At 66.2% G+C, this 25,043-nt stretch carries 11 protein-coding genes; 6 read left to right on the top strand and 5 right to left on the bottom strand.

The window, feature by feature from the left end; genetic code table 11:
- Window positions 1-144: 144 nt before the first annotated feature.
- The 3 genes from fadD32 to BFL43_RS10905 all read left to right on the top strand — a co-directional run bounded on the left by fadD32 (window position 145) and on the right by BFL43_RS10905 (window position 8,936).
- Window positions 145-2,043, top strand: a complete 1,899-nt coding sequence (fadD32, locus tag BFL43_RS10915; RefSeq protein ID WP_084892572.1) for a long-chain-fatty-acid--AMP ligase FadD32 — start codon at window positions 145-147, stop codon at window positions 2,041-2,043.
- Window positions 2,044-2,217: 174 nt separating this feature from the next.
- On the top strand, window positions 2,218-7,389 hold the full coding sequence (gene pks13, locus BFL43_RS10910; RefSeq protein ID WP_240498199.1) for a polyketide synthase Pks13: 5,172 nt from the start codon (window positions 2,218-2,220) through the stop codon (window positions 7,387-7,389).
- Entirely contained in the window at window positions 7,386-8,936 is a 1,551-nt protein-coding gene (locus BFL43_RS10905; RefSeq protein WP_084892570.1) for an acyl-CoA carboxylase subunit beta, read from the top strand. The genes pks13 and BFL43_RS10905 overlap by 4 nt, the downstream gene beginning before the upstream one ends.
- A 94-nt stretch (window positions 8,937-9,030) precedes the next feature.
- Here the strand turns inward: BFL43_RS10905 and BFL43_RS10900 are convergent, their stop codons facing one another.
- The 4 genes from BFL43_RS10900 to BFL43_RS10885 all read right to left on the bottom strand — a co-directional run bounded on the left by BFL43_RS10900 (window position 9,031) and on the right by BFL43_RS10885 (window position 19,637).
- A complete protein-coding gene (locus tag BFL43_RS10900; protein WP_084892569.1) occupies window positions 9,031-9,531 on the bottom strand; it encodes a hypothetical protein in 501 nt (166 codons plus the stop codon).
- Window positions 9,532-9,600: 69 nt separating this feature from the next.
- The gene (locus BFL43_RS10895) at window positions 9,601-12,897 is read right to left on the bottom strand and encodes an arabinosyltransferase domain-containing protein (protein ID WP_084892568.1); all 3,297 of its coding nucleotides are present in this window, start codon (window positions 12,895-12,897) and stop codon (window positions 9,601-9,603) included.
- Entirely contained in the window at window positions 12,890-16,279 is a 3,390-nt protein-coding gene (locus BFL43_RS10890; RefSeq protein WP_240498197.1) for an arabinosyltransferase domain-containing protein, read from the bottom strand. Before BFL43_RS10890 ends, BFL43_RS10895 begins: the two co-directional genes overlap by 8 nt.
- A gap of 109 nt (window positions 16,280-16,388) precedes the next feature.
- Window positions 16,389-19,637, bottom strand: a complete 3,249-nt coding sequence (locus BFL43_RS10885) for an arabinosyltransferase domain-containing protein (RefSeq protein WP_240498198.1) — start codon at window positions 19,635-19,637, stop codon at window positions 16,389-16,391.
- Between the two features lie 149 nt (window positions 19,638-19,786).
- Here BFL43_RS10885 and aroQ point away from each other — a divergent pair, with 149 nt between their 5' ends.
- The 3 genes from aroQ to BFL43_RS10870 all read left to right on the top strand — a co-directional run bounded on the left by aroQ (window position 19,787) and on the right by BFL43_RS10870 (window position 23,073).
- Window positions 19,787-20,245 (top strand): type II 3-dehydroquinate dehydratase, encoded by a 459-nt coding sequence (aroQ, locus tag BFL43_RS10880; protein WP_084892565.1) that lies wholly within the window; start codon window positions 19,787-19,789, stop codon window positions 20,243-20,245.
- Between the two features lie 306 nt (window positions 20,246-20,551).
- Window positions 20,552-21,493 (top strand): phosphatase PAP2 family protein, encoded by a 942-nt coding sequence (locus BFL43_RS10875; RefSeq protein ID WP_084892564.1) that lies wholly within the window; start codon window positions 20,552-20,554, stop codon window positions 21,491-21,493.
- Complete coding sequence (locus BFL43_RS10870; RefSeq protein ID WP_084892563.1) at window positions 21,490-23,073, top strand: hypothetical protein; 1,584 nt, start codon at window positions 21,490-21,492, stop codon at window positions 23,071-23,073. The genes BFL43_RS10875 and BFL43_RS10870 overlap by 4 nt, the downstream gene beginning before the upstream one ends.
- An 83-nt stretch (window positions 23,074-23,156) precedes the next feature.
- Here BFL43_RS10870 and BFL43_RS10865 read toward each other — a convergent pair whose 3' ends face one another.
- Window positions 23,157-25,043: a galactan 5-O-arabinofuranosyltransferase gene (locus BFL43_RS10865; RefSeq protein WP_084892562.1), complete on the bottom strand. Its 1,887-nt coding sequence runs from the start codon at window positions 25,041-25,043 to the stop codon at window positions 23,157-23,159.

Below are 25,043 nucleotides of genomic sequence, written 5' to 3'. Positions count from 1 at the left end.
GGCGATTTGGCTCGGGCCTGTACGCGGCTGCGAGTCTTGTTTGGCTTGATAAGAAGAATAAGGAACGCTGAGAGGTCGAGGCGTCTACAGAACCGGTGACCACACGTATTTCGGCAGGTGTCGGAGTCGCTATCAGGAGTGCGAATGAACAACGAGTTTGACCAGTTTTTGGATGAGGACGGCAATCTGTTCTTCACCGAAGACGCAACCCTGGTCGACTACGTCGAGCGCAACGTCGCGGAGCAGGCCGACACCCTGGCTTACCGGTTCATGGACTACAGCCGCGAACGTGACGGCGAGGCCATCGACCTGACGTGGTCACAGTTCGGCAAGCGGCTACGTGCCATCGCCGCCCGGCTGCAGCAGGTCACCGAACCGGGCGACCGGGTGGCGATCTTGGCCCCGCAGTCGCTCGAATACGTCATCGGCTTCTTCGCCTCGCTGTACGCGGGCAACATCGCCGTACCACTGTTCTCCCCGGACGAACCCGGCCACACCGATCGACTGACGGCGGTGCTCGCCGACTGCAAGCCGAGCGCGATCCTGACGTCGACGAAGTCGGCGGAGGCCGTGCGCGACTTCTTCAAGCCGCTGCCTGCGAAAGAACGCCCTCGCGTCATCGCCGTCGACGCCGTCCCGGATTCGGTCGGAGAGACCTGGGTCCGCCCGACGCCGAAGCTCCACGACACCGCATACCTGCAGTACACCTCGGGTTCGACCCGCGTCCCCGCCGGCGTGATCATCACGTTCGAGTCGGTGGCGGCCAATGCGCTGCAGATGATCGACGCGATCGAGTTCGACCACAACTCGCGCGGGGTCACCTGGCTGCCGATGTTCCACGACATGGGACTGCTGACCGTCATCCTGCCCGCACTCGGTGGCAAATACATCACCATCATGAGCCCGCAGGCCTTCGTACGTCGGCCCGGCCGATGGATCAAGGAACTCGCGGCGCAGGCCGGCGGGACGGAAACGTTCGCGGCAGCACCGAACTTCGCGTTCGAACACGCGGCTGTGCGTGGCCTCCCCAAGGAAGGTGAGGACCTCGACCTGAGCAACGTCATCGGTCTGATCAACGGCAGCGAGCCGGTCACGGTCAGTTCGATGAAGAAGTTCAACGACGCGTTCGGTCCCTATGGTCTGCCGAAGACGTCGATCAAACCGTCGTACGGCATGGCAGAGGCGACGCTGTTCGTCTCGTCGACCAAGCGCGACAACGAGGCGAAGATCGTCTACGTCGACCGCGAAGAACTGAACGCGGGCACGTTCAAGATCGTCGACCAGGATGCTCCCGGTGCGGTCGCGCAGGTCTCGTGCGGGCAGGTCTCGGTGAGCCAGTGGGCCGTCATCGCGGACTCCGAGACCGGTGCCGAGCGCCCCGACGGTCGCGTCGGCGAGATCTGGCTGAACGGCATGAACATCGGCCACGGCTACTGGAGACGTCCGGAAGAGACCGAGGAGACGTTCAACAACAGTCTCGTCACCCCGCTCGACGAGGGCAGCCACAGTCTCGGCGCACCGAAGAACAGCAAGTGGATGAAGACCGGCGACTACGGCGTCTGGCTCGACGGTGAGCTCTACATCACCGGCCGCGTCAAGGACCTGGTGATCGTCGACGGCCGCAACCACTACCCACAAGATCTCGAGTTCTCCGCGCAGGAGGCGAGCCCCGCGCTGCGGCCGGGCTTCGTCGCCGCGTTCGCGGTCCCGTCCAACGAGCTTCCCGAGGTCGTGTTCGAGAACTCGGCCAGCGGTCTGAAGTTCGATGCCGACGACGCCTCGGAGCAACTGGTCATCGTGGCCGAACGCGGACCCGGCAAGAAGGTCGATCCGCAAGAGGTCGCCGACACGGTGCGCGCGTCGGTGGCGCAGCGACACGGCGTGATGGCGCGCGACGTACTGATGGTCCCGGCCGGATCGATCCCGCGAACCTCCAGCGGCAAGATCGCCCGGCGGGCGTGCAAGGCGGCGTACATCGACGGAACGCTGCGTGGTGGATACCAGCAGACCGCGTTCCCCGATGCGCCGAACGAGAATCAATAGTCTGGACTGGCGATGCCTGAACTGAACAGCTCGAGCGAGAAGAACCTGGACTCGGAAGACAAGTTGCCGGGCTCGACGTTCGGTCCCGGGACTGACGACAACGGTGTCGAGGCGACGCCCGTCGGTGAACCGACTGCATCGGAGCACGGTTCCGACGGTGAGACCGCCGGGGACATGACCGTCACCGAGCTACGTGAGTGGCTGCGGCAGTGGGTCTCCGACACCACCGGGCTACCGGTCGACCAGGTCTCTGATGACCGCCCTCTCGAAGAGTTCGGGTTGTCCTCGCGCGACGCCGTGGCGATGTCCGGCGACATCGAGGACAAGACCGGGGTGATCCTCACCGCCACCGTCGCCTATCAGCACCCGACCATCGCGTCGCTGGCCAAGCGCATCATCGAAGGTGATCCCGACGAAGGTCGCGATGACGACGAGGACTCCGCCCGCTATCAGCGTGTGCGCGGGGACGAGGACGACATCGCGATCGTCGGTGTGGCAACCCGGTTCCCGAAGGCGGGCCACACCCCGGAGTCGACCTGGGATCTGCTGATCAACGGGCGAGAGGGCATCAGCGATCTACCGGACGACCGATGGACCGAGTTCAAGGCGGAACCGCGCATCGCCAAGGTGCTGGCCGATGCCAATCTGCACGGCGGCTATCTCGACGACGTCAAGGGTTTCGACGCCGACTTCTTCCAGATGTCGCCGCGTGAGGTCGAGATGGTCGACCCGCAGCAGCGTCTTGCGCTCGAACTGACCTGGGAAGCGCTCGAACACGCGCACATCCCCGCCAGCGATCTCAAGGGCGGTCAGGTCGGTGTCTTCATCGGCAGTTCGACCAACGACTACCAGATGCTGGCGGTCTCCGATCGCGAGGGGGCAGGCGAAACCGCCGCGTACGCCCTCACCGGTACGTCCACGTCCATCGTCGCGGGCCGGGTTTCGTACTACTTCGACTTCCGCGGTCCCTCGGTCGCCCTCGACACCGCGTGCTCGTCATCGCTGGTCGCGGTCCATCAGGCCGTCCGCAGCCTGCGCTCCGGCGAATCCGATGTCGCCCTTGCCGGCGGCGTCAACATGCTCATCACCCCGGCGGCGACACTGGGCTTCGACTCGGTGGGCGTGCAGTCGAAAGACGGGCGCATCAAAGCCTTCTCGTCCGACGCGGACGGCATGATCCGTGCCGAAGGCGGCGGACTCGTCGTGCTCAAGCGACTGTCCGACGCCCGGCGCGACGGCGACAAGGTGCTCGCGGTGGTGGCAGGTTCGGCGGTCAACTCCGACGGCCGGTCCAACGGCCTGCCAGCACCCAATCCCGAAGCGCAGGTGCAGGTGCTGCGGTCGGCGTACACCGACGCCGCGATTGATCCGCGAGATGTCGACTACATCGAGGCGCACGGCACCGGCACCATCCTGGGTGATCCGATCGAAGCCGACGCCCTGGGACGCGTGCTGGGCAAGGGTCGCGACGCAGACAAGCCGACCCTGCTGGGATCGGCCAAGACCAACTTCGGTCACCTCGAAGCCGCCGCCGGCGCCGCGGGCCTCATCAAAGTGGTACTGGCACTGGGGGAGAACAAGCTCCCGCCGTCGCTGAACTACGCCGGACCCAACCCGTACATCCAGTTCGACGCCCTGCGCCTGCAGGTCATCGGAGAGGCCACCGACTGGCCGCGCTACTCCGGTCATGCCGTCGCCGGCGTCTCGGGCTTCGGCTTCGGTGGCACCAACGCGCACGTGGTGGTGCGCGAGGTCACGCCCGAAGACCTCGCCGAACCGGTCGCCCAGAACCCGGCCCCGGCCGCTCAGGCCACGGTCGAGGCATTCGTCGACGATGATGACGACGAGGAATACCTGACCGACGCCGAGCGCGCCGCGCTCGGACAACTCGCCACCGCCACCGTGGCCGACGAGCCCGCCGCCGAGGTTGATCCGACCGAGGGCTTCGCACCGTGCAAGGCCGAGGGTTCGGTTGTCCCGCTGGTGGTCTCGGGGTTCCTGCCCTCGCGGCGTCGCAAGTCGGCCGCCGACCTCGCCGACTGGCTCGAAACCGACGAGGCGAAGGCGACCCCGCTCGTCGACATCGGCCGCACCCTGGCGCACCGCAACCACGGCCGGACCCGCTCGGTCGTGATGGCCCGCACGCACGAGGAGGCGCTCAAGGGCCTGCGTGCGGTGGCGGACAACAAGAACAACCCGCACGTCTACACCTGTGACTCACCGGATTCCGCGTCCGCGGTGTGGTTGCTGTCGGGCTTCGGGTCACAGCACCGCAAGATGGCGAAACAGCTCTACACCGAGAACCCGGTGTTCGCCGCCGCGGTCGACAAGGTGGACGCGCTCGTCGAGAACGAACTCGGCTACTCCATGGTGGAAAAGATCCTCGACGATTCGATCACCTACGAGATCGAGACGTCGCAGGTCGGTATCTTCACCATCCAGATCGGACTCGCCGAGTTGCTGCGCCACCACGGCGCGGATGCCGGTGTGGTGGTCGGGCATTCGATGGGCGAAGCCGCCGGCGCATACATCACCGGTGGGCTCTCGCTCGAGGATGCGGTGCGGGTCATCTGCCAGCGGTCCCGCCTGATGGGTGAGGCCGAGGCGACGCTGACCGGCGACGACATCCGGCTCATGGCGCTGGTCGAATACAGCGCGGACGACATCACCGACGTCCTCGTCGACTACCCCGACCTCGAGATCTGCGTCTACGCGGCACCGACCCACACGGTCATCGGTGGACCCGAGCCGCAGGTCGACGCGATCGTGGCGCGCGCAGAGAGTGAAGGCAAACTCGGTCGTAAGCTCGCGACCAAGGGTGCCAGCCACACGTCGCAGACCGATCCGCTGCTCGGTGAACTCGCCTACGAGCTCACCGGGATCGAGCCGCTGCCGCCGAAGATCGGTTTCTACAGCTCGGTCGACCGCGAGGCGTTCTACCGTCCGGGCCACGCACCTGTGCACGCGGTGGAGTACTGGACCAAGGGGTTGCGGCACAGCGTCTGGTTCTCTCAGGCGGTGTCGAAGTCCGTGGAGAACGGGCACACCACCTTCCTGGAACTCTCTCCCAACCCGGCCGTGCTGATCTCTGTTGCGGCGGTGACGTTCTCGGCGGGTATCCACGACGCCGAACTCATCGAGACGCTGCGCCGTAAGGAAGACGAGAGCTACGGCGTGATCAACGCGCTGATGAAGCTCTATGTCCACGGGCATGCCGTCGATGTCGGATCGCTGTTCGGGCAGGGCGATTTCGCCCACGTTCCGCGGACCCGCTTCGAGCGCAAGCCGTACTGGCTCACCGCGTCGATCTCGGGTGGTTCCGGCGAGGGCCGGATTCCCGGATCGCATGTGTCGCTGCCCGACGGACGCCACGTGTGGCAGGTGGCGGCGTCCGCGGCCACCGACCTGACCGAACTGGTGAAAGCTGCGGCAGGGCAGGTGCTGTCCGACGTGCAGGTCACCGCGGTCCAGCCGCATGGCGAGGCACTCGGTGCCACGACGTTGACGACCACGCTCGCACCCCACCCCGGCGGCGGTGCCCTGCAGGTGCATGCCGCCCTGGGTGATTCGTTCCAGCTGTTGCTCGACGCCGTGGTCACCTCCGATGCGGCTGTGGCGGCTCCGGCTGTTCCCGACTCCGCTGCGACCCAGGTCAGTGCGGAGAAGTCCGGTTTCGTCGACAACTCCGTGACCACCGACCCCGAGGTGTCCGAGGAGATCGGTGCCCGCTGGGACCCGAAATCAGGTGAGAGCGTTGACGATCGGCTGGCAAATATTGTCGCGGAGTCGATGGGTTACGAACCCGAGGACCTGCCGCGCGAGATCCCGTTGATCGAGCTGGGCCTCGACTCTCTGATGGCGATGCGCATCAAGAACCGTGCCGAGTGGGAGTTCGACATCCCGCAGCTGCAACTTCAGGCCATGCGCGATGCGAACCTGCAGGACGTCGTCAAGTTCGTCACCTACGCCGTGGAACATCGTGATGAGGTGCAGGCACTCGCTGCCGAGGCCGAGGGCAAGGGTGAACTCGACACCGCGGCGCTGGCTCAGCTGATCGAATCCGGTGACACCAACGACGCGGGTGAGCCCGAGGCACAGGCACAGGCGATCGCCGAAACCGAAGCGCATTCGGAGCCCGCGGTCGCGGCAGACCCCATCCCTGTGGTCGTGGCTGAACCTGTGGTCGAGGCCGAACCGGTGGTCAAGCCCGAAGCCACTGTGGCACCGGCGAATCTGCAGAATCAGGCCGCCGTTGCGGCCGCGGCAGGCGCCGACGTCCCGCCCCGTGATGCCGCCGAGCGCCTGACCTTCGGCGTGTGGGCGGTGGTGACCGGTAAGTCTGCGGGTGGCATCTTCAACCCGCTTCCGGTACTCGACGACGAGATGGCCGAGAAGCTGACCGCCAGGCTCTCCGAGCGTGCCGGTGGCGAACTCGACATCGAGGACGTCATCGACGCCGACAACGTCGAGACGATGTCGAACTACGTGCGCGAGCATCTTGAGGGCGGCCTCGTCGATGGATTCGTCCGCTACCTCCGGACACCGGAGAACTCGGATCGGACGCCGGTACTCGTGTTCCACCCGGCCGGTGGTTCGACCGCCGCGTACGAGGCCCTGCTCAAACGACTGCCGGCCGATGTGCCCGTCATCGGGTTCGACCGTGTCGAAGGCACCATCGAAGAACGCGTCAAGCAGTACTACCCGAAACTCAAAGAGGTGCAGCCGGAAGGCCCGTACATCTTGGTCGGATGGTCGCTCGGTGGCGCCCTCGCGTACGGCGCGGCACAGTTGCTGACCGAGGCAGGTGACGAGGTGTCGTTCGTCGGTCTGATCGATGTGGTGCGCCCTCGCGAGCCCATCGTCGATACCCCGGAGGCCAAGCGGGCCCGGCTCGAGCGTTACTACGAGTTCGCCAAGCGCACCTACGGTCTCGACGATGCGCCGCTGCCGATGGAACGCCTGGTGGAGGCCGATGACGAGGGACAGTTCCGGATCATCATGGAGATGCTCGCGATGAGTGACGCCAAGATCCCCGGCGGGATCATCGAGCACCAGCGCACCAGCTTCCTCGACAACCGGGCCCTGACCACCGTCGAGCCGTCCAGGTTCGACGGCAAGGTCATCCTCTATCGGGCCGAGAAGATGCACGACGGCGCGATCGAATTGGAGCCGGCGTGGGCGGAGATCGATGAGGACGGCCGATGGGGTGAAGTCGTCGAGGATCTCGAGATCGTCCACGTCGGAGGCGATCACCTCGGCATCGTCGACGAGCCATACATCGGAATCATCGGTGCCGATCTGACCGTACGGCTCGACGAACTCGCAGGGAAAGTGACCAAAGATTGACTGACACGACCGCCGGGAAGCTCAAAGAGCTCCGCGAAAAGCTCGAGTCCGCAAAAGAACCCGGTGGCGACAAGGCCATCGCGAAGCGCGCTGCAAAAGGCATCGGGTCGCCGCGTGACCGCCTGAACATGCTGTTCGATCCCGGTACCTTCGTGGAGATCGGACAGCTGGCCAAGATGCCCGGCGCCGCCGACACCGGGTATGGCGACGGCGTGGTCACCGGCCACGGTTTGGTGAACGGCCGTCCCGTGGCGGCGTTTTCGCACGACCAAGCGGTCTTCGGCGGCACGGTCGGTGAAATGTTCGGGCGTAAGGTCGCGGCCATCATGGAGTGGGCCGGCAAGGTGGGTTGCCCGGTCGTCGGCATCAACGACTCGGCGGGCGCCCGCATCCAGGACGCTGTCACCTCATTGGCCTGGTACGCCGAGATGGGTCGTCGTAGCGACCTGATCTCCGGTCTGGCTCCGCAGGTGTCGGTGATCCTCGGAAAGTGTGCGGGCGGAGCGGTGTACGGTCCGGCGAACACCGATGTCCTGGTCGGCGTCAAAGACCAGAGCTTCATGTTCGTGACCGGACCCGACGTGCTCAAGCAGGTGACCGGCGAGGACGTCACCCCCGAGGAGCTGGGTGGGTCGTTCAACCAGGCGCGCTGGGGCAACCTGCACCACCTCGCCGACGACGAGCAGGCCGCGTTCAACTGGGTTCGCGACTATCTCGAATACATGCCGTCGACCGTCCACGAGCGGCCGCCGATCATCAACCCCGGGCTCGAACCAGAGATCACCGAGACCGATCTCTCGCTCAACACCTTCATGCCCGACAACGACAACGCCGGCTACGACATGCGCGACATCATCGTCCGGATCTTCGACGACGGGTCGTTCCACGAGATCGGTGAGCTCTACGCGTCGAACATCCTGACCGGATTCTCCCGGATCGACGGGGCGTCGGTCGGGATCGTGGCCAACCAGCCGAATGTCATGTCCGGTGTGCTGGACACGGATTCGTCGGAGAAGGCCAGCCGGTTCGTCCGGCTGTGCAATGCCTACAACATCCCGCTCATCTTCCTGGTGGACACCCCGGGCATCCTGCCCGGACTCGAGGAGGAGCGGAAGGGCACGATCAGGCGCTCCGGACGTTTCCTCTACGCATACGTCGAGGCCGACGTCCCGAAGATCACGGTGGTGCTGCGCAAGGCGTACGGCGGCGCGTATGCGGTGATGGGCAGCAAGCAACTCGGTGCCGACCTGAATTTCGCGTGGCCGACGGCCAAGATCGCGGTGATGGGAGCCGAGTCGGCTGCGGCCGTGCTCACCCGGCGACAGACCGAGAACGCGACGCCAGAAGAAGCCGACAAGATCCGGCAGGATTTCATCGACTTCTACAACACGGCGATGGCCACCCCGTACCTGGCGGCCGAACGCGGCTACATCGATGCGGTGATCGAACCGTCCGAGACCCGCCTGGCGCTGCGAAAGGCACTGGCGCAGTTGAAGGACAAGCACGTCATCCGGTCGCCGCGTAAGCACCTGCTGATGCCGATCTAGCAGCACTCATCCACAAACCCACCTGTTGCAGGCAAATCCAGGGGTTCGAGAGCCCTGGGTTTGACCAGAACGGGTGGTTTTGTTGTCACCAGGCTCAGCTCGTCTCGAGTTCTGCGTCCTCGTCGGGATGACGGATGTTGCCTGCGAACATCACACCGATCGCGAAACCCATGATCGGGAACAGGTAGGCCCAGGTGAAGCCGATGTTGGGTAGGTAGCCGTCGTCACCGTCGATGAGTTCGGCGTTGTGCGGAACAAGCCAGACGGTGGCCAGCACCGCGGTGCCGCCCAGCGTGCACCCGGCGACGGTCATGATGCTCAGGAACTCGCTGCGGGTGGCAGGGTTCAGGTGCGAGGTGAACCGAAGGGTCGCCCACCCGAACACACCGCCGCACAGCGCGAAGATCGGCGGCGTCAGCCAGATCAGCAGTGGCACCTTGAGGTTGAGGTCCTGACCGCGCGGCACGTGGATCGTCGATTCCAGCCCGTCCACGTCCGGCGCGATGAAATACCAGGCGACGACGGCCATTATGCCGATGCCGAAACCGACCAGCGCTGCCTGTAGCCAGACGGCCCTCCACAACCGCTCGGCCATCACCCAAACCCTCCCGCATCTCCCGATCCCGCCTCAGTGTGGCACGCCGGCGGAGACGAACGGCCGAGTTCAGTAACCGACGGCCCGCATGGGCGCCGGGGACCACAGTCCCGAATGTGTGCTCGAACCCAGTTCGATCTGCGCGGGCTTCGCGGTTGCGATCTCGGTGAACTGCTGCAGAGAGCCCCAGTCGCGTCCCCAGTCGTTCCGTAGGTAGGACGGAATGATAGTGGGCCGCAGCATGGCCTGGGTGATCCCGAGCGGACCACCCGCATCACCCGACATCCAGGTCTGGCTGTTCTGCCTGGTGGCCTGGGCGTCGGGCAGGATGCGCCACTTGGGAACCTCCGTGACGCCGTACTTGACCGCCATCGGCTGTTGACATGGGAAGACCATGGCGGGCAACCAGTCGACCAGCACCGGATCATTCGTGCCGACAAGGTCATTGAGGGTGCGCAAGGTGGTGATGCGTGGAGGGGTCACCGCCAGCCACTGATCGGGGGCAAGCGAGGTGTCCTTGGCGATGATCCGCACGACCGATGCGCCCGCGGGGGCATCGGAGAGCGGGAACCGCAGGTTACGCCAGATCGGCGGGTCACCGATGTCGATGGGCGTCATCTGACCCATCGGTATCACGGTGTTCCCGGGTCCCGGACGACCGAACTCGGCGATCAGTTCCTGTCCGGGCTGCACCACGCCCTCGCCGTCGACCGCGGTGACCCGGCCCGCCGCTGACAGGGTCATCAGCGGAGCTCCCGGCGCCGGCTCCGGCATTTGATACCAGGACGACGTCAGGTCGCCACCGGTCGAGCCGAAGCTGCCGAGGACGGGTGTGTCGGCGGGATCCAGACCGAACGGCAACCGCACGGTCGAACCGTTGACGCCGAGCGAGCCCTGCCCGCCGCCGGTACCGGCCTCGTCGGCATCGGTCGAGTCGTCATCGGAACCAGCGCCGGTCTGCGCGGTGTTCTGGGCCGCGGCGGTGTCGCTGGACTCGGTGGCGTCGACGGAGAGGTCGTTCGGCACGCCATTGGGGGTGAACCCGGTCATGTCGGTGCCTGTCAGCGCTTCGCCCGGGGTCAGGTCGGTCTGCCCCGCGACCGTTGCCGGCCGCAGCAAGCCCGTGTTCGGGTCTGGTTCCACGAGAACGTCATTGGCGAGTGCACAGATGTCACCGCGCAGGGCATCGACGTTGGAGTTCAGCCACGACCAGCTGTCCTTCTGCACGTACGCGGCCTTCGCGAACGATGCCATCATGAACAGCACCATCAGGCCCGACAGCACCGGCATCGGGGAGAACGCCAAGCGGTGCAGGCGCTTTGATCCCTCTGTGCGTTGATCGGCGTCGACATAGTCGTCGCGGAAGTGCTGCCACAGACCGACCAGGGTGGTGGCCACGGCGATCACCAGCACGATCCAGGTGACCCGGATGCCCGCGATCTGTGGCGGCTGGTCCCACCACGGGATCCCATAGCTGGCCACGAACCACCAGCCGTTGGTGCCTGCGAAGGACAGGGCCACGACATAGAGGACAGCGGCGGCGAAGAAGGTGCGATTGCGCCTGCGTCGCAACAGCGCAGGTGCCATCATTGCGCCGGCTGCGGCGGCAAGGGCTGCGCCGATGCCGGCGTAGACGCCGAGGTGGTGCGTCCACTTCGTGGGGGTGAAGGCGAGGAAGAACATGAAGCCGAACACGCCGGCGACCAGGCGCCAGGTGGGCCCCTTGGCGATGCCCATGGGCTTGCGGCGGCGCAGCAGCATGAGCAGCACGACCATCAGGCACAGGAATGCCATGAGGATGCCGAAGCGCCGGGACAGCGTGCCGTCGGCGGTCGGCAGCATGAGGTAGTAGTAGCGGACCGGCTCCTGCCACCACTCGAGCGTCGGCCCGACCTCGGAGGCGACCTGCGACGAGGTGAGGATCGTCGAGAGCGTCTGGTCGGCGAAGATGTTGTACAACACGGCAGTTCCGGCGGCCAGGATCGGCATCAGCAACGGCAGCAGGCCATCACGGTGTCTACGGGTCATGATCCGGCGAAGCAGGGGACGGATGCCGGCGAGGAGCAGGGCCACAGCCATCAGTCCGCCGGGCGCCAGCGCCAGGGTGAACGCCGCGATGGTCGTCGCGAGAGCCAGCGGCAACAGTCGTCCGGTGGCGATCGACCGGTCCACCGAGACCCAGGTGAGCAGGGCCCCGACCGCCAGGGCGGGCTCGGGCCGCAGACCGTTGTTGTAGGGCATCCAGATGGCGAGGAAGACAAAGGCTGCCGACCACAGCGCCGGGGTCGAATGCCGCACCGTCCGGCCGAGACGTGGGATGACCTCGCGAGAGATGAGCCACCACCCGAGCAGGCCGAGCAAGAACGCGGGCAATCGCATCCACGGGGCCGACAGACTGACGTTCGCCATGGCCGAGATCACCTGGTAGTGCCAGCCGAACGGATCCTGTGGCACACCGAAGTAGCGGTAGTAGTTGTCGACGTACCCGGCCTCGCCCGCAATGCGGCCGACCGTGAAGTTGTAGCCGTCGTCAGAGGTGTTGGACCCCATCAACCACCAGAACGCGAGCACTCCGAACACCACGACGTCCGAGATGCGGATGGTCCACCAACGAGCGGGCAGGAAGCGGTGGTGGCCGCGTCCGTCGCGGGCGTCGAGCAGCGCCAGAGCCACCAGCGACAGCACGGTCATCGCGATCCCGATGACCATGGACAGGAACTTCAGGGTCATCGGGGTGGTGACGAAGCGGGTGTCGATGGTGGCGTTGAACTCGAGCCCCGCCGGCGAGGTGTCCTCGGGTAGTTCGGTGAAGACACCCACGATCTGCGGCCGCAGATTGGGGTCGGGTACGTCGAAGGAGAGTTGGCCTTCGGAGCCGCCGTCGACTATCTCGCCGGAGGCACCTTTGCCGTCGGCGTTGAAGATGATGCGGCAGTTCGGATTCGACTGTGCGCTCGCGCGGTCGGCGGTGAGCAGCACGACGTCACGACCGGTGACGGTGATGCTGTCGGCGGTGGCCCGGATGAACAACCCGCGTGAGGTGGCCTCGGCGCCGCCGGTGGGCAGGGTCGAGAGCAGCACGCCCCCTCCGGCGGGTAGGTCGGCCGCGGTCGCACACGGCACGGACACCCGCAGGTCGGTGGGCACGAACGACACCAGCGGCGCGGCGACGTTGGTGACCGAATTGTCCTGCGGCCAATTGAGTTCTGCCGTGGTCTGTTTCACCGGCATCAGCGGGCTGAGACAGGCCAGGAGAAATCCGATCAGACCCGCGACGACCGCGACGATCTTCACGTTTCGGTAGCCGGGACCGGCGAATCCGCGCACGGATCGGTTTTTACTGATGGTGCTTGCCTTTTCACTCATTGCTCTGCGGCACCACTCTCAGGGAGCCGGTACGGGCCCATCCCCACTTGCTCTCGGTGCCTGTGGTGATCGTCGCGGACGGTGCATCGGGCACCAGCGGGGTCAGTCGTTCCAGTGAGCCCCAGTCCCTGAACCAGTCGTCCTTCAGGTAGGTGGCGACGGTGTTCGCGCTGGTCACCGACTCGCTCACCGCGAGCACGCCGCCGTCCTCGGCTGCCTGCCAGGTCTTGGACTGCGATGCCGCGGTGGTGCGGTCCGGCAGGATCCGCCATTGCGGGATCTCGGCGACGCCGTCGGTGATGGCGAACGGGCGCTGACACGGGAACTGGCTTCCGACGCTGAAGTCGATCAGGGTCGGCGCCTGCGATCCGACCACTTCCTGGAGCGTCTGGAGTTGCGGAGCCCGCGGCGGGGTGATCGCCAGCCACTGCTTCGGGTTGACGTTGTTGTCCTTGGCGATGATCCGCATGGCGGTCGCGCCTGCGGGTACCTGGTCCATCGGGACCCGCAGGTTGCGCCACGGCCGGTTCGGCTTGTCCGGACCCGGGTCGATCGGCCGGATCAACGGCCCGAGCTCGGTGAAGGAACCGTCGGGTCCGCTCGCACCGAACTGCACCTGGAGCTGCTGACCGAACGTCGACACACCTTCGTCGTTGAGGGTGAACACCGGTCCGGCGACACTGAACACCAGGAGCGGTGAGGCGTCGCGCGCGGGCAGCTCGTACCAGCCGGTCTCGAGGTTCGCCTCACCGCTGTCGTAGCCGTAACTGCCCAGCACCGGGGTGGTCTCGGGATCCAGACCGAACGGCAATGCGACCGTGGACCCGTTGACGGTTTCGGGGCCGCTGCCTCCGGTGATCCCTGCGCCCGCACCGGAAACCACGAACGGCTTGTTGAAGCTGGCCGAGACGTTCATCTGTCCGGGACGGGCCGATCCGGCCTCGGGGGTCAGATCGGGCGCGACGCCGTCGGGGGTGAACCCGACCGGGTCGTCGCCTGCGAGGGCCTGCGACGCGGTGGCCCCACCCGCCGGGGTCAGCGTGCCCTGGTTCGGATCCGGTTCCACGAGAACGGCATCGGCCATTGCGCAGCTGTTGCCGCGCAGGGTGTCGAGATTGGCACCCAGCACGGTGTACGCCGGGTAGCGGGCCAGCGCGGCCTTGGCGAAGACCGCGAGCATGCAGATCACCATGAAGCCGGCGATCAACGCGATCGGCGAGGACGCGACGAACAGGCGCCGCCGATCGGAACGGGCGGCGCGATCGGAACCGCTGTCGGTCTCGGCGTCGGTGTCCGGCCCGGAGTCGTTGCGGCTGTGCGCAAGTCCCTTGTTCTTGACGTAGTCCAGACGTAGGTGCTGCCACACCGCGACAGCACCGGCGATCACAGCGAGGATGAGGAAGAGCGTCGACACCTCACGCCCCGCGATCACCGGAGCCTTGTCGAACCAGGAGATCCCGAAGTCGAATGCCCAGGGCCAGGCGTTCTCGCCGGACATGGCGGCGGCGAGGGCGAACATCAGGCCCGCCACGAACACCGACAGATTCCGCGTCGAGCGGGCCGCCGATTGGGCGACTGCGATGGTGGCCGTTGCTGCGAGCGCGGCGGCGAATCCGGCGAAGATGCCGAAGTGGATCGTCCACTTCGTGGGGGTGAACATCATCAGCAGAAGCGTGACCAGGGTGGCGCCGAGCACCCGCCACACCGGCCCCGGATCGATCGCGCGGATCTTGCTGCGCCGCAACATGACCGCGAGGGTCACGAACACCGAGGCGAGGAGCAGCAGGACCGGGACGCGTCGGGTCAGGGCACCGTCGTCGGTGGTGACGGTGAGGAAGTAGTACCGCAGGTACTCCTGCCACCACGAGATGGTCGGTCCGACGATGTAGCGGGTGCGCACCGCGTCGAACACGGTGGAGAGGGTCTGGTCGCGGAAGACCACCAACACCACGAGGGACGCGGCGGCCACGGAGGGAGCCATCAGGGACGCGAGCCGGAAGTATCGGATGCGGGGTTCGGTGGTCGGTGACGGATCGCCGTGGTGATCCTCGCGGCTGCGTTCGAGCAGTATCCGGAGCATCGGCCGGGCGCCCACGATCAGCACCGCGACCGCGATGACGCCCTGCGGGGCCAGGGCGAGAGTGAACCCGGCCACGAGCGCGGCCAGCGCTGCAGGCAGCAGGCGTCGAGTCGCGATGGCGTGCTCGACAGCCCACCAGGTCAGGAGCGATCCCAGGATGATGATCGATTCACTGCGCAGCCCGCTCGCGAACGGGATCCAGAAGGCTGTGAACACGGCGGCGGCCGCCCAGACGGCCCAAGGGCTGCGCCGGACACCGGCACCGAGCCGCGGCAGCAGCACCCGCGACAGGATGAACCAGGACGCGAGTCCCGCCAGCAGGGACGGGATGTGCATCCACAGTCCCGACGCGGACACCTGCGACCACATGGCCAGGAACGAGTAGTACCAGTCGAACGGTGCCTCGGCGATGCCGTAGAAGCGGTAGTAGTTCGCCAGATATCCCGCGCCGTCAGACGCGCGGCCCATGTTGAGTATGTAGCCGTCGTCGGGCGATGCGGCACCGAGGAAGTGCCAGATCAGCAGGACTGCGGTGACGGCGAGGTCGCTGACCCGTGGTCGCAGGATCCGCTTCCAGGAGCGTTCACCGACGAGGCGGTGGTACCCACCGATCCTGTCGAGGAGGGCGAGGCTCACCAAGGACGTGAGCACCGCGATGACGCCGACGATCATGGCGAGGAGTTTGATGACGGATGGCGAGTTCGCAAACCTGGTGTCGACAACGGTGGTCACCGAGAGGCCCTGCTGCGCAGCCGCATTGACGTCGGCGGACGACAGCGATGTGAAGATGCCGTCGAACTGCGGGCGCTGATCGATGCCGAGCGTTGTCGCCGGTCCCAGCCCGACGAACTCGGCGCCGACCCCGCCGGGGCCTGACCAGATGTGGAGCTCGCGGCACTGCGGCGATCCCACCTCGGTGCGTGGCGCGCTGACGGCGAGTTCGTTGCGGAAGATCACCGAGACCGCGGACGGGGAGGCATTGACGACCAGAGCGTTCTGGTTGAAGCTCTGGGCTGCCTGCGGCATGGTCGCCAGGACCAGCCCACCTTCGTCGCCGAGGGTGTCGATCAGCGTGCAGGGAATCGTTGCATCGAACGTCTTGGGGGTCTGGGCGATGAGCGGAGCGGTGACCGATGCGGTGTCACCCGACAGGGCTTGCCCCTGCGGCCAGTTGATCGTCGAGGTCGACTGATTGACGGGCAACAACGGGGTGATCGCACACAAGACGATTCCCACCAGACCCGCGAAAATTGCGGCCCAACGGACAGTCCCCGCACGGGGGATGTGAGAGGACACAGGCACGAGCAACGATGGTATTGCACCGACCTGAGAGTTCTTACCTGCCCCGAGCATGCGAGGAGATCGCACGCTCTGCTCACTGTCGCAGGCCAGGTGAGCGGCCGCGTCCGACTCAGTACCGGATCGGTGCCGGACTCCACAGACCGGAACGGGTCGCCTTGCCGAGGTCGAGCTCCGCCACCTCCGCGGGCTCGCCGTAGGGCTCGTAGCTCACCAGTGAGCCCCAGTCCCGGCCGATGTCACCTTCGAGGTAGGAGGGCACGGTCGTTTTCTCGAGGGCGACCTCGATCCAGCCGAGTGGCCCACCACCGAACGCGTCCTGCCAGGCACCGACGGCGGCGGACAGGTCGGCGCCGGGCGCGATCCGCCATTGCGGGATCTCCGCGACTCCGTTCAGGTGGTCGAACGGGCGCTGACATGGGAACGCCAGACCGCTGGTCCAGTCGATCTGGACCGGGTCGGTGCTGCCGACCATGGACTGCAGGGTCTGCAGTCGCGGCGATCGGGGAGGGGTGAGGCCGATGAAACTGTCCTGGGCGAGGTTCTCGTCCTTGGCGACGATGCGGATCGCCGTGGTGTCGGCAGGGAACGAGCTGCGGTAGGTCCGCAGGTCGCGCCACGACGGACGCGGGCCCGGGTCGATCAGGTCGACCTCGCCGGCCACCTGGAAGTCCTCGTTCGCGGACCCCGAATCGGTTGAGTACTCCATCGTGACGTTCTCGATGTCGAACTGGCCGGCCACGGCCATCGTCACCAACGGGGTGTCCGCGGCCTTCGGCGGCAGCCGGTACCAGGACGAGGTCAGGTAGGCGGGGAACTGGTTGTCCTGGGAGTAACTGCCGAGTACGGGGGTCAGGGCGGGGTCGAGGCCAAAGGGCAGCTTCGCGGTGCTCCCGTTGATCCCGGCCTGGTCGGTCTCGCCGCCGCCGGTGCCGCCCGCGTTGGAGTTGAGGACGTCGGGAGAGATCGCGACATTGCCGCCGAGCACGCCGAGACTGCCGGCGCTGGCCGTCGAGTCGAGGGTCAGGGGCAGTCCGTTCGGTGTGAAACCGGAGGTGGCCGTGGCGTCGGCGCCCGGGTCGGCCGGTCCGATGAGGCCGCCTGCGATGTTGCCGTCGACGGGCGTGAGGATGTCGGCGGACGGGTTCGGCTCGACGAGGACCTTCTCGGCCATGCCGCAGGTGTCACCCTGCAGAGCGGCCACGTTGGAGGTGGGGATCGAGAACGATCCGCTCTGTTTCACGCCGGCACCGACAGCCGTGCCGATCTGGAACACGACGAGGAACGCGCCCGCGACGGCCAGCGGTGCGGTGGCGAGGGTGCTGAACCAACGACGCTGCGAAGGGGTACCTGTGTCGGCGGGGGTGTCGGGCGTGAAGGGTTCTCGGAAGTGGAACCAGAACGCCACGAGCAGCGCGGCCACGCAGAGGTACAACAGCGTGCTGCCCAGCGCGACCCCGAAACGAACCGGTAGGGCACCCCACGGCATGCCCCAGTTGGAGTAATAGAAGAAGGCGTTCGGCGCGGTGAAGGCGAGTCCGGTGATGAACAGGACCAGCGCGATGAACAGCATCCGGTTGCGCCGGGCGTGCATCGCCTCGGCGCTGACCGCGATCGCCGCGATGGCCGCCAGCGCCGCGGCGAGGCCCGCGAAGACACCGAACTGGTGGGTCCACTTGGTCGGGGTGAACATCATGAAGATCAGTGACGCAAACGTGATGCCGACGATGCGTCGGGACGGGCCCAGAGCGGTTCCGGGGATGCGACTCTTGCGGATCAGCATCGCGCCCGAGACGACCAGGCCCACCAGCATCGCGAGGACGGCGAACCGCCGGGACACCGACCCGTTGGCGGAGAACTCGAAAAGAGCTGAGTAGCGGTCGATCTCGTTGTACCAGTGCAGCGAGGGTCCGAGCGCGGACTTCATACGCGTCGACTGGATGAATGCGGCGAGGGTCAGATCGGAGAACACGACGAAGATCACAAAGGTGCCGGCGGCCAGTACCGGCGCGAGCATCGCGAGGTAACTCTTCGCGTCTGCGCCGATGGCTCTGGCCCGTTTGATCAGCGCCATCACCATCGGCCGGGCGCCGGCGATGAGCGCTGCGACGGCCATCAGTCCGGTGGGGCCGGCCGCCAGGCTGAACGCGCCGATGGTGCAGGCCACCGCGGCGGGCAACGTTCTGCCGGTGGCGATCGCCCGCTCCACCGAGCACCACGTCAGCAGCGCGCCGAGGCAGATGATCGGCTCGGGACGCAGACCGTTGTTGAACGGGAACCAGGAGGCCAGGAACACGAACGCGGCCGTCCACGGCACGATGCGGTTGACGGTCGCCGCGCGACCGAGCCGGGGGAGTACCTCGTGAGAGATGATCAGCCACACCAGGATTCCGCAGGCCAGGGCGGGCAGTCGCATCCACGGACTTGCCGTGGTGACGTGTGCCAGCCAGCCGAACACCTGGTAGTACCAGCCGAAGGGTGCTTCCGGGGCGCCGTACCAGCGGTAGTAGTTGGCCGTGTAGTCGGCGTGCTCGGCCACCCGCGACATCGTCAGGATGTAGCCGTCGTCGGAGGTGTTGGGGCCGACGATGTGCCAGATCAGCAGGGCTCCGATGACGACGGCGTCGCGAGCGTTGAACTTCCACCAGCGCGCGGGTAGGAAACGGCGGTGCTTGCGGCCGTCCGTGCCATCGAGGACCGCGAGCGCACCGAGCGAGATGATGGTGCACAGCACGCCGACGGCGATGGCGAGCCATTTCAGCACGGTCGGGGCGGTGCTGTAGCGGTCGTCGATCGTGGCGTGGGCCTCCAGGCCCGGTACGGATGCGGCATCTCCGGTCAGATCTGTGTAGATCCCGGTGAGTTGGGGCCGCTGGTCACCATCGGTGATCTCCCCGACCACGGGTTCGCCCTCGGCGTTGGTCAGGCCCACGAACTCGGCGCGCACCGACGTCGCGGTGGCCGTGACGACGATTTCTTGGCAGTCCTGATCCTCCATCTGCGCGAGGGTGGCCATGGCGACCGGGGTGTTGCGGACCACGACCTCCACGGACTGCCGGTCGAGCGCATCCGTCGCCTGACCGGATTTACGGACGAACAGACCGCGGGCGACCGCCTTGTCGGCCTCCTTCGGCAGGGTCGAGACCAGCACGGTCTGTCCCGGAGCCGTCAACTGCCTGACCGCCGAGCAGGGCACCGAGATCTCGAGATCCACGGGCACATAGGAGACGAGCGGCGACAGGACCGACTGCAGCTTGTCCTGCTGCGGCCAGTTCAATTCGGCGGTGGTCTGGCTGACGGGCAGCAGTGGTGTCGCCAAGGCGAGGAAGAGGCCGATCAGGCCGGTGACGATCGCGGCGATCTTCGCAAATCGGACCCGGTCACCCCCGGATGGCGACCGGGTCGTTCCAGTCGCGTTGTCAACGGCGTCAGCAGGCACAAGGCAAGATGCTATCGCCCGCCGCGTGTGGCGATGGTCCGCGGTCGCGCGCGGCGCCATACAGTTGCACGATGACCTCGAAGCCGCCCATCCTGCTGCTGAACGGACCGAACCTGAATACGCTCGGCGTCCGTCAGCCGGAGGTGTACGGGACAGCCACGCTCGAGGATGCCGTCACGCTGGCCACCGAGGTCGCAGGCGGGCTCGGGTGGACGATCGATGCGAGGCAGACCAATCACGAGGGCGAGATGCTCGAGTGGATCCACGCCGGGCGCGGAACCGTCGCCGGCATCGTCATCAATCCAGGGGCGTGGACGCACACCTCGATCGCCCTCCGCGACGCCCTGTCGGTCCCGGAGGTCCCCATCATCGAGGTGCACATCAGCAACGTGCATGCCCGTGAGGAGTTCCGTCGTCACTCCTATGTCTCCGGCATCGCGGCTGGGGTGATCGCCGGTTTCGGTATCCGGGGGTACGAGTTCGCGATCCGCCATCTCGTCGATCTGATCGCGTCGGAGCCCGGAGATTAGATCATTCGACGTAACATGTGATCAGCGTCACAGCTTACATCTCCGGCGCAAGTCATATCGGACCAAACGCCCTCGATTGACCTGACGTCGGCCCAGTTCACCGGCCCGCTGAGTGAAATGCGGGAAGGGAATGGCGCCGCCCTCGGTTATGCTCCTGCAGAACCAATGCGTCCACTCAGGCGTCGGTTGGTGAACGTGATGTGTCGGGGCCGTTATCTGCGCGCGGTAGTTTCGCATTCGATCCCCCAGGCGGATCGGGGCGTAAGAGTCGGTCAGCAGTTGGAGGGTATATGCGGGAGGTCTTGTATGGCGCCCCGTGATAGCCGCCGCACCTTTGGCCCGCCCGAGAGCCCCGCGTCGCCGCAGGGCCGAGCTGATTCGGGCGAGATAGACCTGGTCGCGCCGGACCTCGACCCCCGAGAACTCGAAGCCTTCGAGTCCGAGCTCAAACAAACCGGATTCCGTGCGGTGGTCACCCGGGTAAACCGGTATCTGGCCCGCCCGCGCTGGTGGGTGGAGGTGCTTCTCCTCGGAGCTCTCTACGCTGTGTACTCGGTCATCCGCAACAGCGTCGGCGAGGTCGCTGACCAGGCCTACCGCAACGCATACGAGATCCTCCGCATCGAAGACGCCTGGCACTTCGCGCTCGAGCGGCCACTGAACGAGCTGGTCCACACGACATCGTGGCTCGCGAACATCGTCGCCCTGCAATATGCGACGCTGCACTTCCTCGTCACGCCGGCCGTCCTCATCTGGCTGCTCTTCCGACGCAAAGACTATTACCGCAAGGTCAGCGGGACCTTGGTGCTGTGCACCGGACTCGCCCTGTTCGGTTTCTACTTCATGCCCACCGCGCCGCCACGGTTGCTGCCGGGCGAGGGCTTCGTCGACGTGATGGCGCAGACCTCGTCGTGGGGCTGGTGGCCGGAATCCGGCGCACCGGGTAGCGATGCGATCTCCAACCAGTTCGCGGCGATGCCGTCCCTGCACTGCGCCTGGGCGACCTGGTGCGGATTGGTGCTGTTCTTCCTCGCGAAATGGCAATGGCTGCGCATTCTGGGCCTGATCTACCCGTTCACCACGTACTTCGTGGTCATGGGCTCGGGCAACCACTTCATCTTGGATGTCTTCGCCGGAGTGGCGCTGCTCGCCGTCGCCGCCGCGATCGTCTACGCCCCCACCCTCGTGCGGTGGTGGCGCGGTAGATCCGCGGATGCGCCGGCCGGGGCGGGAGTCCCGATCGGATGAGCCTCTCGGTGGCCCTGCCGGCGATCCGCTGGCGGGGCCTGCTTCCGCTTGGGGTCGCGCTGATCGCCATCGTGGCGCTGTTTCTCACTCATCCCACGGTCGGTGACCTGCAGGCGGCGATCGCGCGGGAGGAAGCCGCTCGGTCCGGCGTCGGCCTCGGCTACTGGTTCGGCTGGTACGGCGGTGTCTCGCCGGGTAGCTACTCCCTGATTGTTCCGGCTCTGTCGACCGTCACCGGGTCGCTGTTGTTGCTGTGCCTGGCGACAGCCGCGATCGCGTTGCTGGCCTTTCCCCTGTCCAAGGGTGCGACGCACCCCACCGTGCTCGTCTGGGCGATCACGGTGGCCGCGGTGCTGAACATGCTCTCCGGCCGGGTGGCCTTTGCGGTCGGCGCAGCCATTGCACTGGCAGCAATCGTCGCGTTCAAGAAGGGCTACCGATCGCTGACGGTGATCGGACTGCTCGTCGCCGGGCTGGCGAGTCCACTCGCGCCCGCGTTCGTCGGGTTGGCGGTGCTCCCGTTCGCGGCCGGGCGTGACGACGCGGCACGGCGGGCGTGGTGGGTTCTCGGGGGTGCGGCGCTGGGTGTTGCCGTTCCGTTCCTGATGTTCGGCAATCCGGGCTCGCAGGGGTTTCCGGCGACGACCCTGTTCTGGGTGGCGGCCATCGCCGTCGGCACCGGCTTGGCACTGACGGTTCCACCGGCGCGCTGGATCGTGCCCCTCGCGAGCGCGGTCGCGATCATCATGTTCCTGGTCCCCACCGGCATTGGGTCCAACCTGAGCCGGTTCTTCGCTCTGGTGCTGCCGTGTCTGTGCCTGTACTACTCGCCGAAGTCGCTCAAGTTCTTGGCGATCGCGCTGGCGCCCGCGCTCATCTATGCCACGTTCGTGGCCACCGCGGATCAGGTGGTCGGTGCCGACTCCGGCGAGAGTGACACCTCCTACATCCCCTTGCGCTCCCAGTTGGTGGCGCAGTCGAACATCGAGAACCATCGTGTGGAACTCGTGGACGCCCAAACACATGCCGGCTCACACAAATTGGGCATGACCATCAATCTGGCGCGCGGTTGGGAAAATCAGTCGGACTCACGGTTCAACCCGATCTTCTACGACGAGAATGCGCTCACACCCGAGTCGTACCGACTCTGGCTGTCGGAGAACGCGGTGGCCTTCGTTGCGGTATCGGCCGATCCGCTCCGCCAGATGAAGGCCGAAGCAGCGCTGGTCGAGTCCGGTCTGCCTTATCTGCAACGGATCTGGGGCAACGACAAGTGGGAGCTCTACAAGGTCGACGATCCGCAGCCGATCGTGCCCGCACCCCTCACCGTCGTGGAATCGTCGCCCGCGAAGATGGTCCTCGACGTCCCCGACACCAACATCCATCCAGTTCAATTGCGCCACAACAAATACCTGGTTGCCCGCAGCACCATCGACGAGAATCTCTACGCCTGCATCCAGACCACACCCGACGACTGGATCACCTTGCAGGCCGCGCTACCCGGCCAATACGTCCTCGAAGGCCTGCTCTCCGTCCGCGGTGTGGTCGGAGCCCAGCCGCCGGATTGTGCGCCCAGTTAGGACAAAAGCACACGCTTGAGTCATAAGCACACGTTGCAACGTGTGCTCATGACTCAACGATGTGCATCTGTGGGGCGGCGGCGCTACTTTCTCACGACGAGGACGAAGGGGCCGATGGTGGTGACCGTGAAACGCGGGTCGTCGAAGACGTTCTGGTTGAACGTCACCGTGTACCGGCGGACGTTGGGGTCGTTCGGGTAGACGTCCTCGGCCAGTCTCAGGTCGTAACCCTCTGGGCTGTACCGGAACAGGAATACCGACGGTGGCCGCCAGGGTGCTGCTTCGAGCTGTTCGATGAGGCTGTCGGCGGTTTGTGCCTGCGACCAGGTCTCGATGGTCGCCGCCCGTTTGTCGAACTCCGCCAACGGATTTGCATAATGCGACGTGAGGCCCTGGAAGCCGAGGTATGGGTAGATCGAGAGGAAACCGTAGTCTGCGGTGATTACCACGACGTCGTCCTGGGGGCGGCCACCGGTCTGCTCGCCGATGGCGGCGCTGATCTCCGGAAAGTAGGCCTGCGCGCCGGGTGGACGCTGATCGGCGCGCACGCCGTAACCGTCGGTGTCGGTGTAGGCGACGGTGATCTCGGAGGCGAGATGACCAGGGATGCTCTGTGCCACCGCGATTGCCGCACCGGCGGCCAGTACGCCGACGACCGTGCGGACATCGCCGAATCGACGGACGGCGACGGCAGCGAGTTCGGCGAAGCCGTACACGCCAGCGACCCCTAGGGCCACTACCAGCACCGGTTCCATCCGGAACGAGAGCAGCGTGGTGCCCATCGCGGTCAGGGCCATCGACAGCAGACAGAACAGGTAGATGGAGAAGACGGTGATACCGAAAGTCAGTGCGACCGTACGGGTCCGGAATCGCAACACGATCCAGATCAGGCCGACCATGGTCAGTGCGCCGATCAGGGACCAGTGCAGCATCGGTGTCGGGAGCACGGCCCCCGAGCTCGGTAGATAGTGTTCGGCGGTGCCGCCGGATGCCGGTTTGTTCTGCAGTCGCGCCCACAGGTAGGGCGCCCACACGATCAAGGCCACCAGGCCGGCGATCACTGCCATGGCCGCCAGTCGGGCGCCGTGGATCAGGACGGCCCGCCATCGTCGCGAGCGGACGGTGGACGGATGAGTTGTCTTGTTGGACAGCGCGAACCAGGCTGATGCGGCCAGGTACACCGCCATCAACACCGCGGTCAGTGCGTACAGGCCGGTGTAGAGCGTGTAGAACGTGGCGCTCAACCCGAGGAACAGGCCCCCGGCAACGATTGCGGGCCTACTTCCCGACCGCAGTCCGTGCAGGATGGTGATCAGCATCGGTGCGCCGAGGATGACCAGGACAGCCGCGTATGGCTCCGGGCTGACGTACATCAGCGTCAGGACCGTGGACGCCAGAGTGACTGCGATCGCCCGATCGGTGCGGATCATGCGCTGCCACAGCGCCATCGCGATGGCGGCGGCGACGGCGATCGAGATGATCGCCCACGGTTTGAACGCTTCCCACCCGGGTTGTCCGGTGAGGCTTGCGTAGCGGCCACCCAGCCAGAACCAGCCGGCCGGGTAATACGGCGGCAGGTCGGCATACGTCATGTCGGCCAGATGTGGACTGCTGGTGAGCCGGGTCAGGTACTCGGTCCGGAACTGCTGATCGACGGAGATGCCGAACAGGTACAGCTTGGTCGCGCCGAGCGGCATCGCCAGCGTCACCGCGGCGAACGCCGAGATGCCCACCCACGAGAGTGGTTTGATCGCGCACGCGGCCTTACCGACCCGGGAGAGCACCACCGCGACGAGAAGCAGCGCGATGGCCACCACTTGTCCGGTGGTGGTCAGCGCCGTCTCGACGTTGGACGAGTTGAACGCGGGCCACTCGACCCTGGCGATCACTGCCAGGCCGGCTCCCGCCACGACGAGCGCAACCACGGCTGCGCCGAGCAGGTTCCCGATCGCTGACAGATGTTTCGGCAT

This window comes from Williamsia sp. 1135 (genome assembly GCF_002095395.1).
Taxonomy (GTDB): Bacteria; Actinomycetota; Actinomycetes; order Mycobacteriales; family Mycobacteriaceae; genus Williamsia.
This window is presented reverse-complemented; position numbering and strand designations above follow the sequence as displayed.

Excerpts from the sequence above, each read along its gene's own strand:
- BFL43_RS10900 (WP_084892569.1), bottom strand. The coding sequence starts at position 9,531 with ATGGCCGAGCGGTTGTGGAGGGCCGTCTGGCTACAGGCAGCGCTGGTC.
- BFL43_RS10875 (WP_084892564.1), top strand. The coding sequence starts at position 20,552 with ATGGCGCCCCGTGATAGCCGCCGCACCTTTGGCCCGCCCGAGAGCCCC.
- BFL43_RS10895 (WP_084892568.1), bottom strand. The coding sequence starts at position 12,897 with ATGAGTGAAAAGGCAAGCACCATCAGTAAAAACCGATCCGTGCGCGGA.
- pks13 (WP_240498199.1), top strand. The coding sequence starts at position 2,218 with ATGACCGTCACCGAGCTACGTGAGTGGCTGCGGCAGTGGGTCTCCGAC.
- aroQ (WP_084892565.1), top strand. The coding sequence starts at position 19,787 with ATGACCTCGAAGCCGCCCATCCTGCTGCTGAACGGACCGAACCTGAAT.
- BFL43_RS10870 (WP_084892563.1), top strand. The coding sequence starts at position 21,490 with ATGAGCCTCTCGGTGGCCCTGCCGGCGATCCGCTGGCGGGGCCTGCTT.
- fadD32 (WP_084892572.1), top strand. The coding sequence starts at position 145 with ATGAACAACGAGTTTGACCAGTTTTTGGATGAGGACGGCAATCTGTTC.
- BFL43_RS10865 (WP_084892562.1), bottom strand. The coding sequence starts at position 25,043 with ATGCCGAAACATCTGTCAGCGATCGGGAACCTGCTCGGCGCAGCCGTG.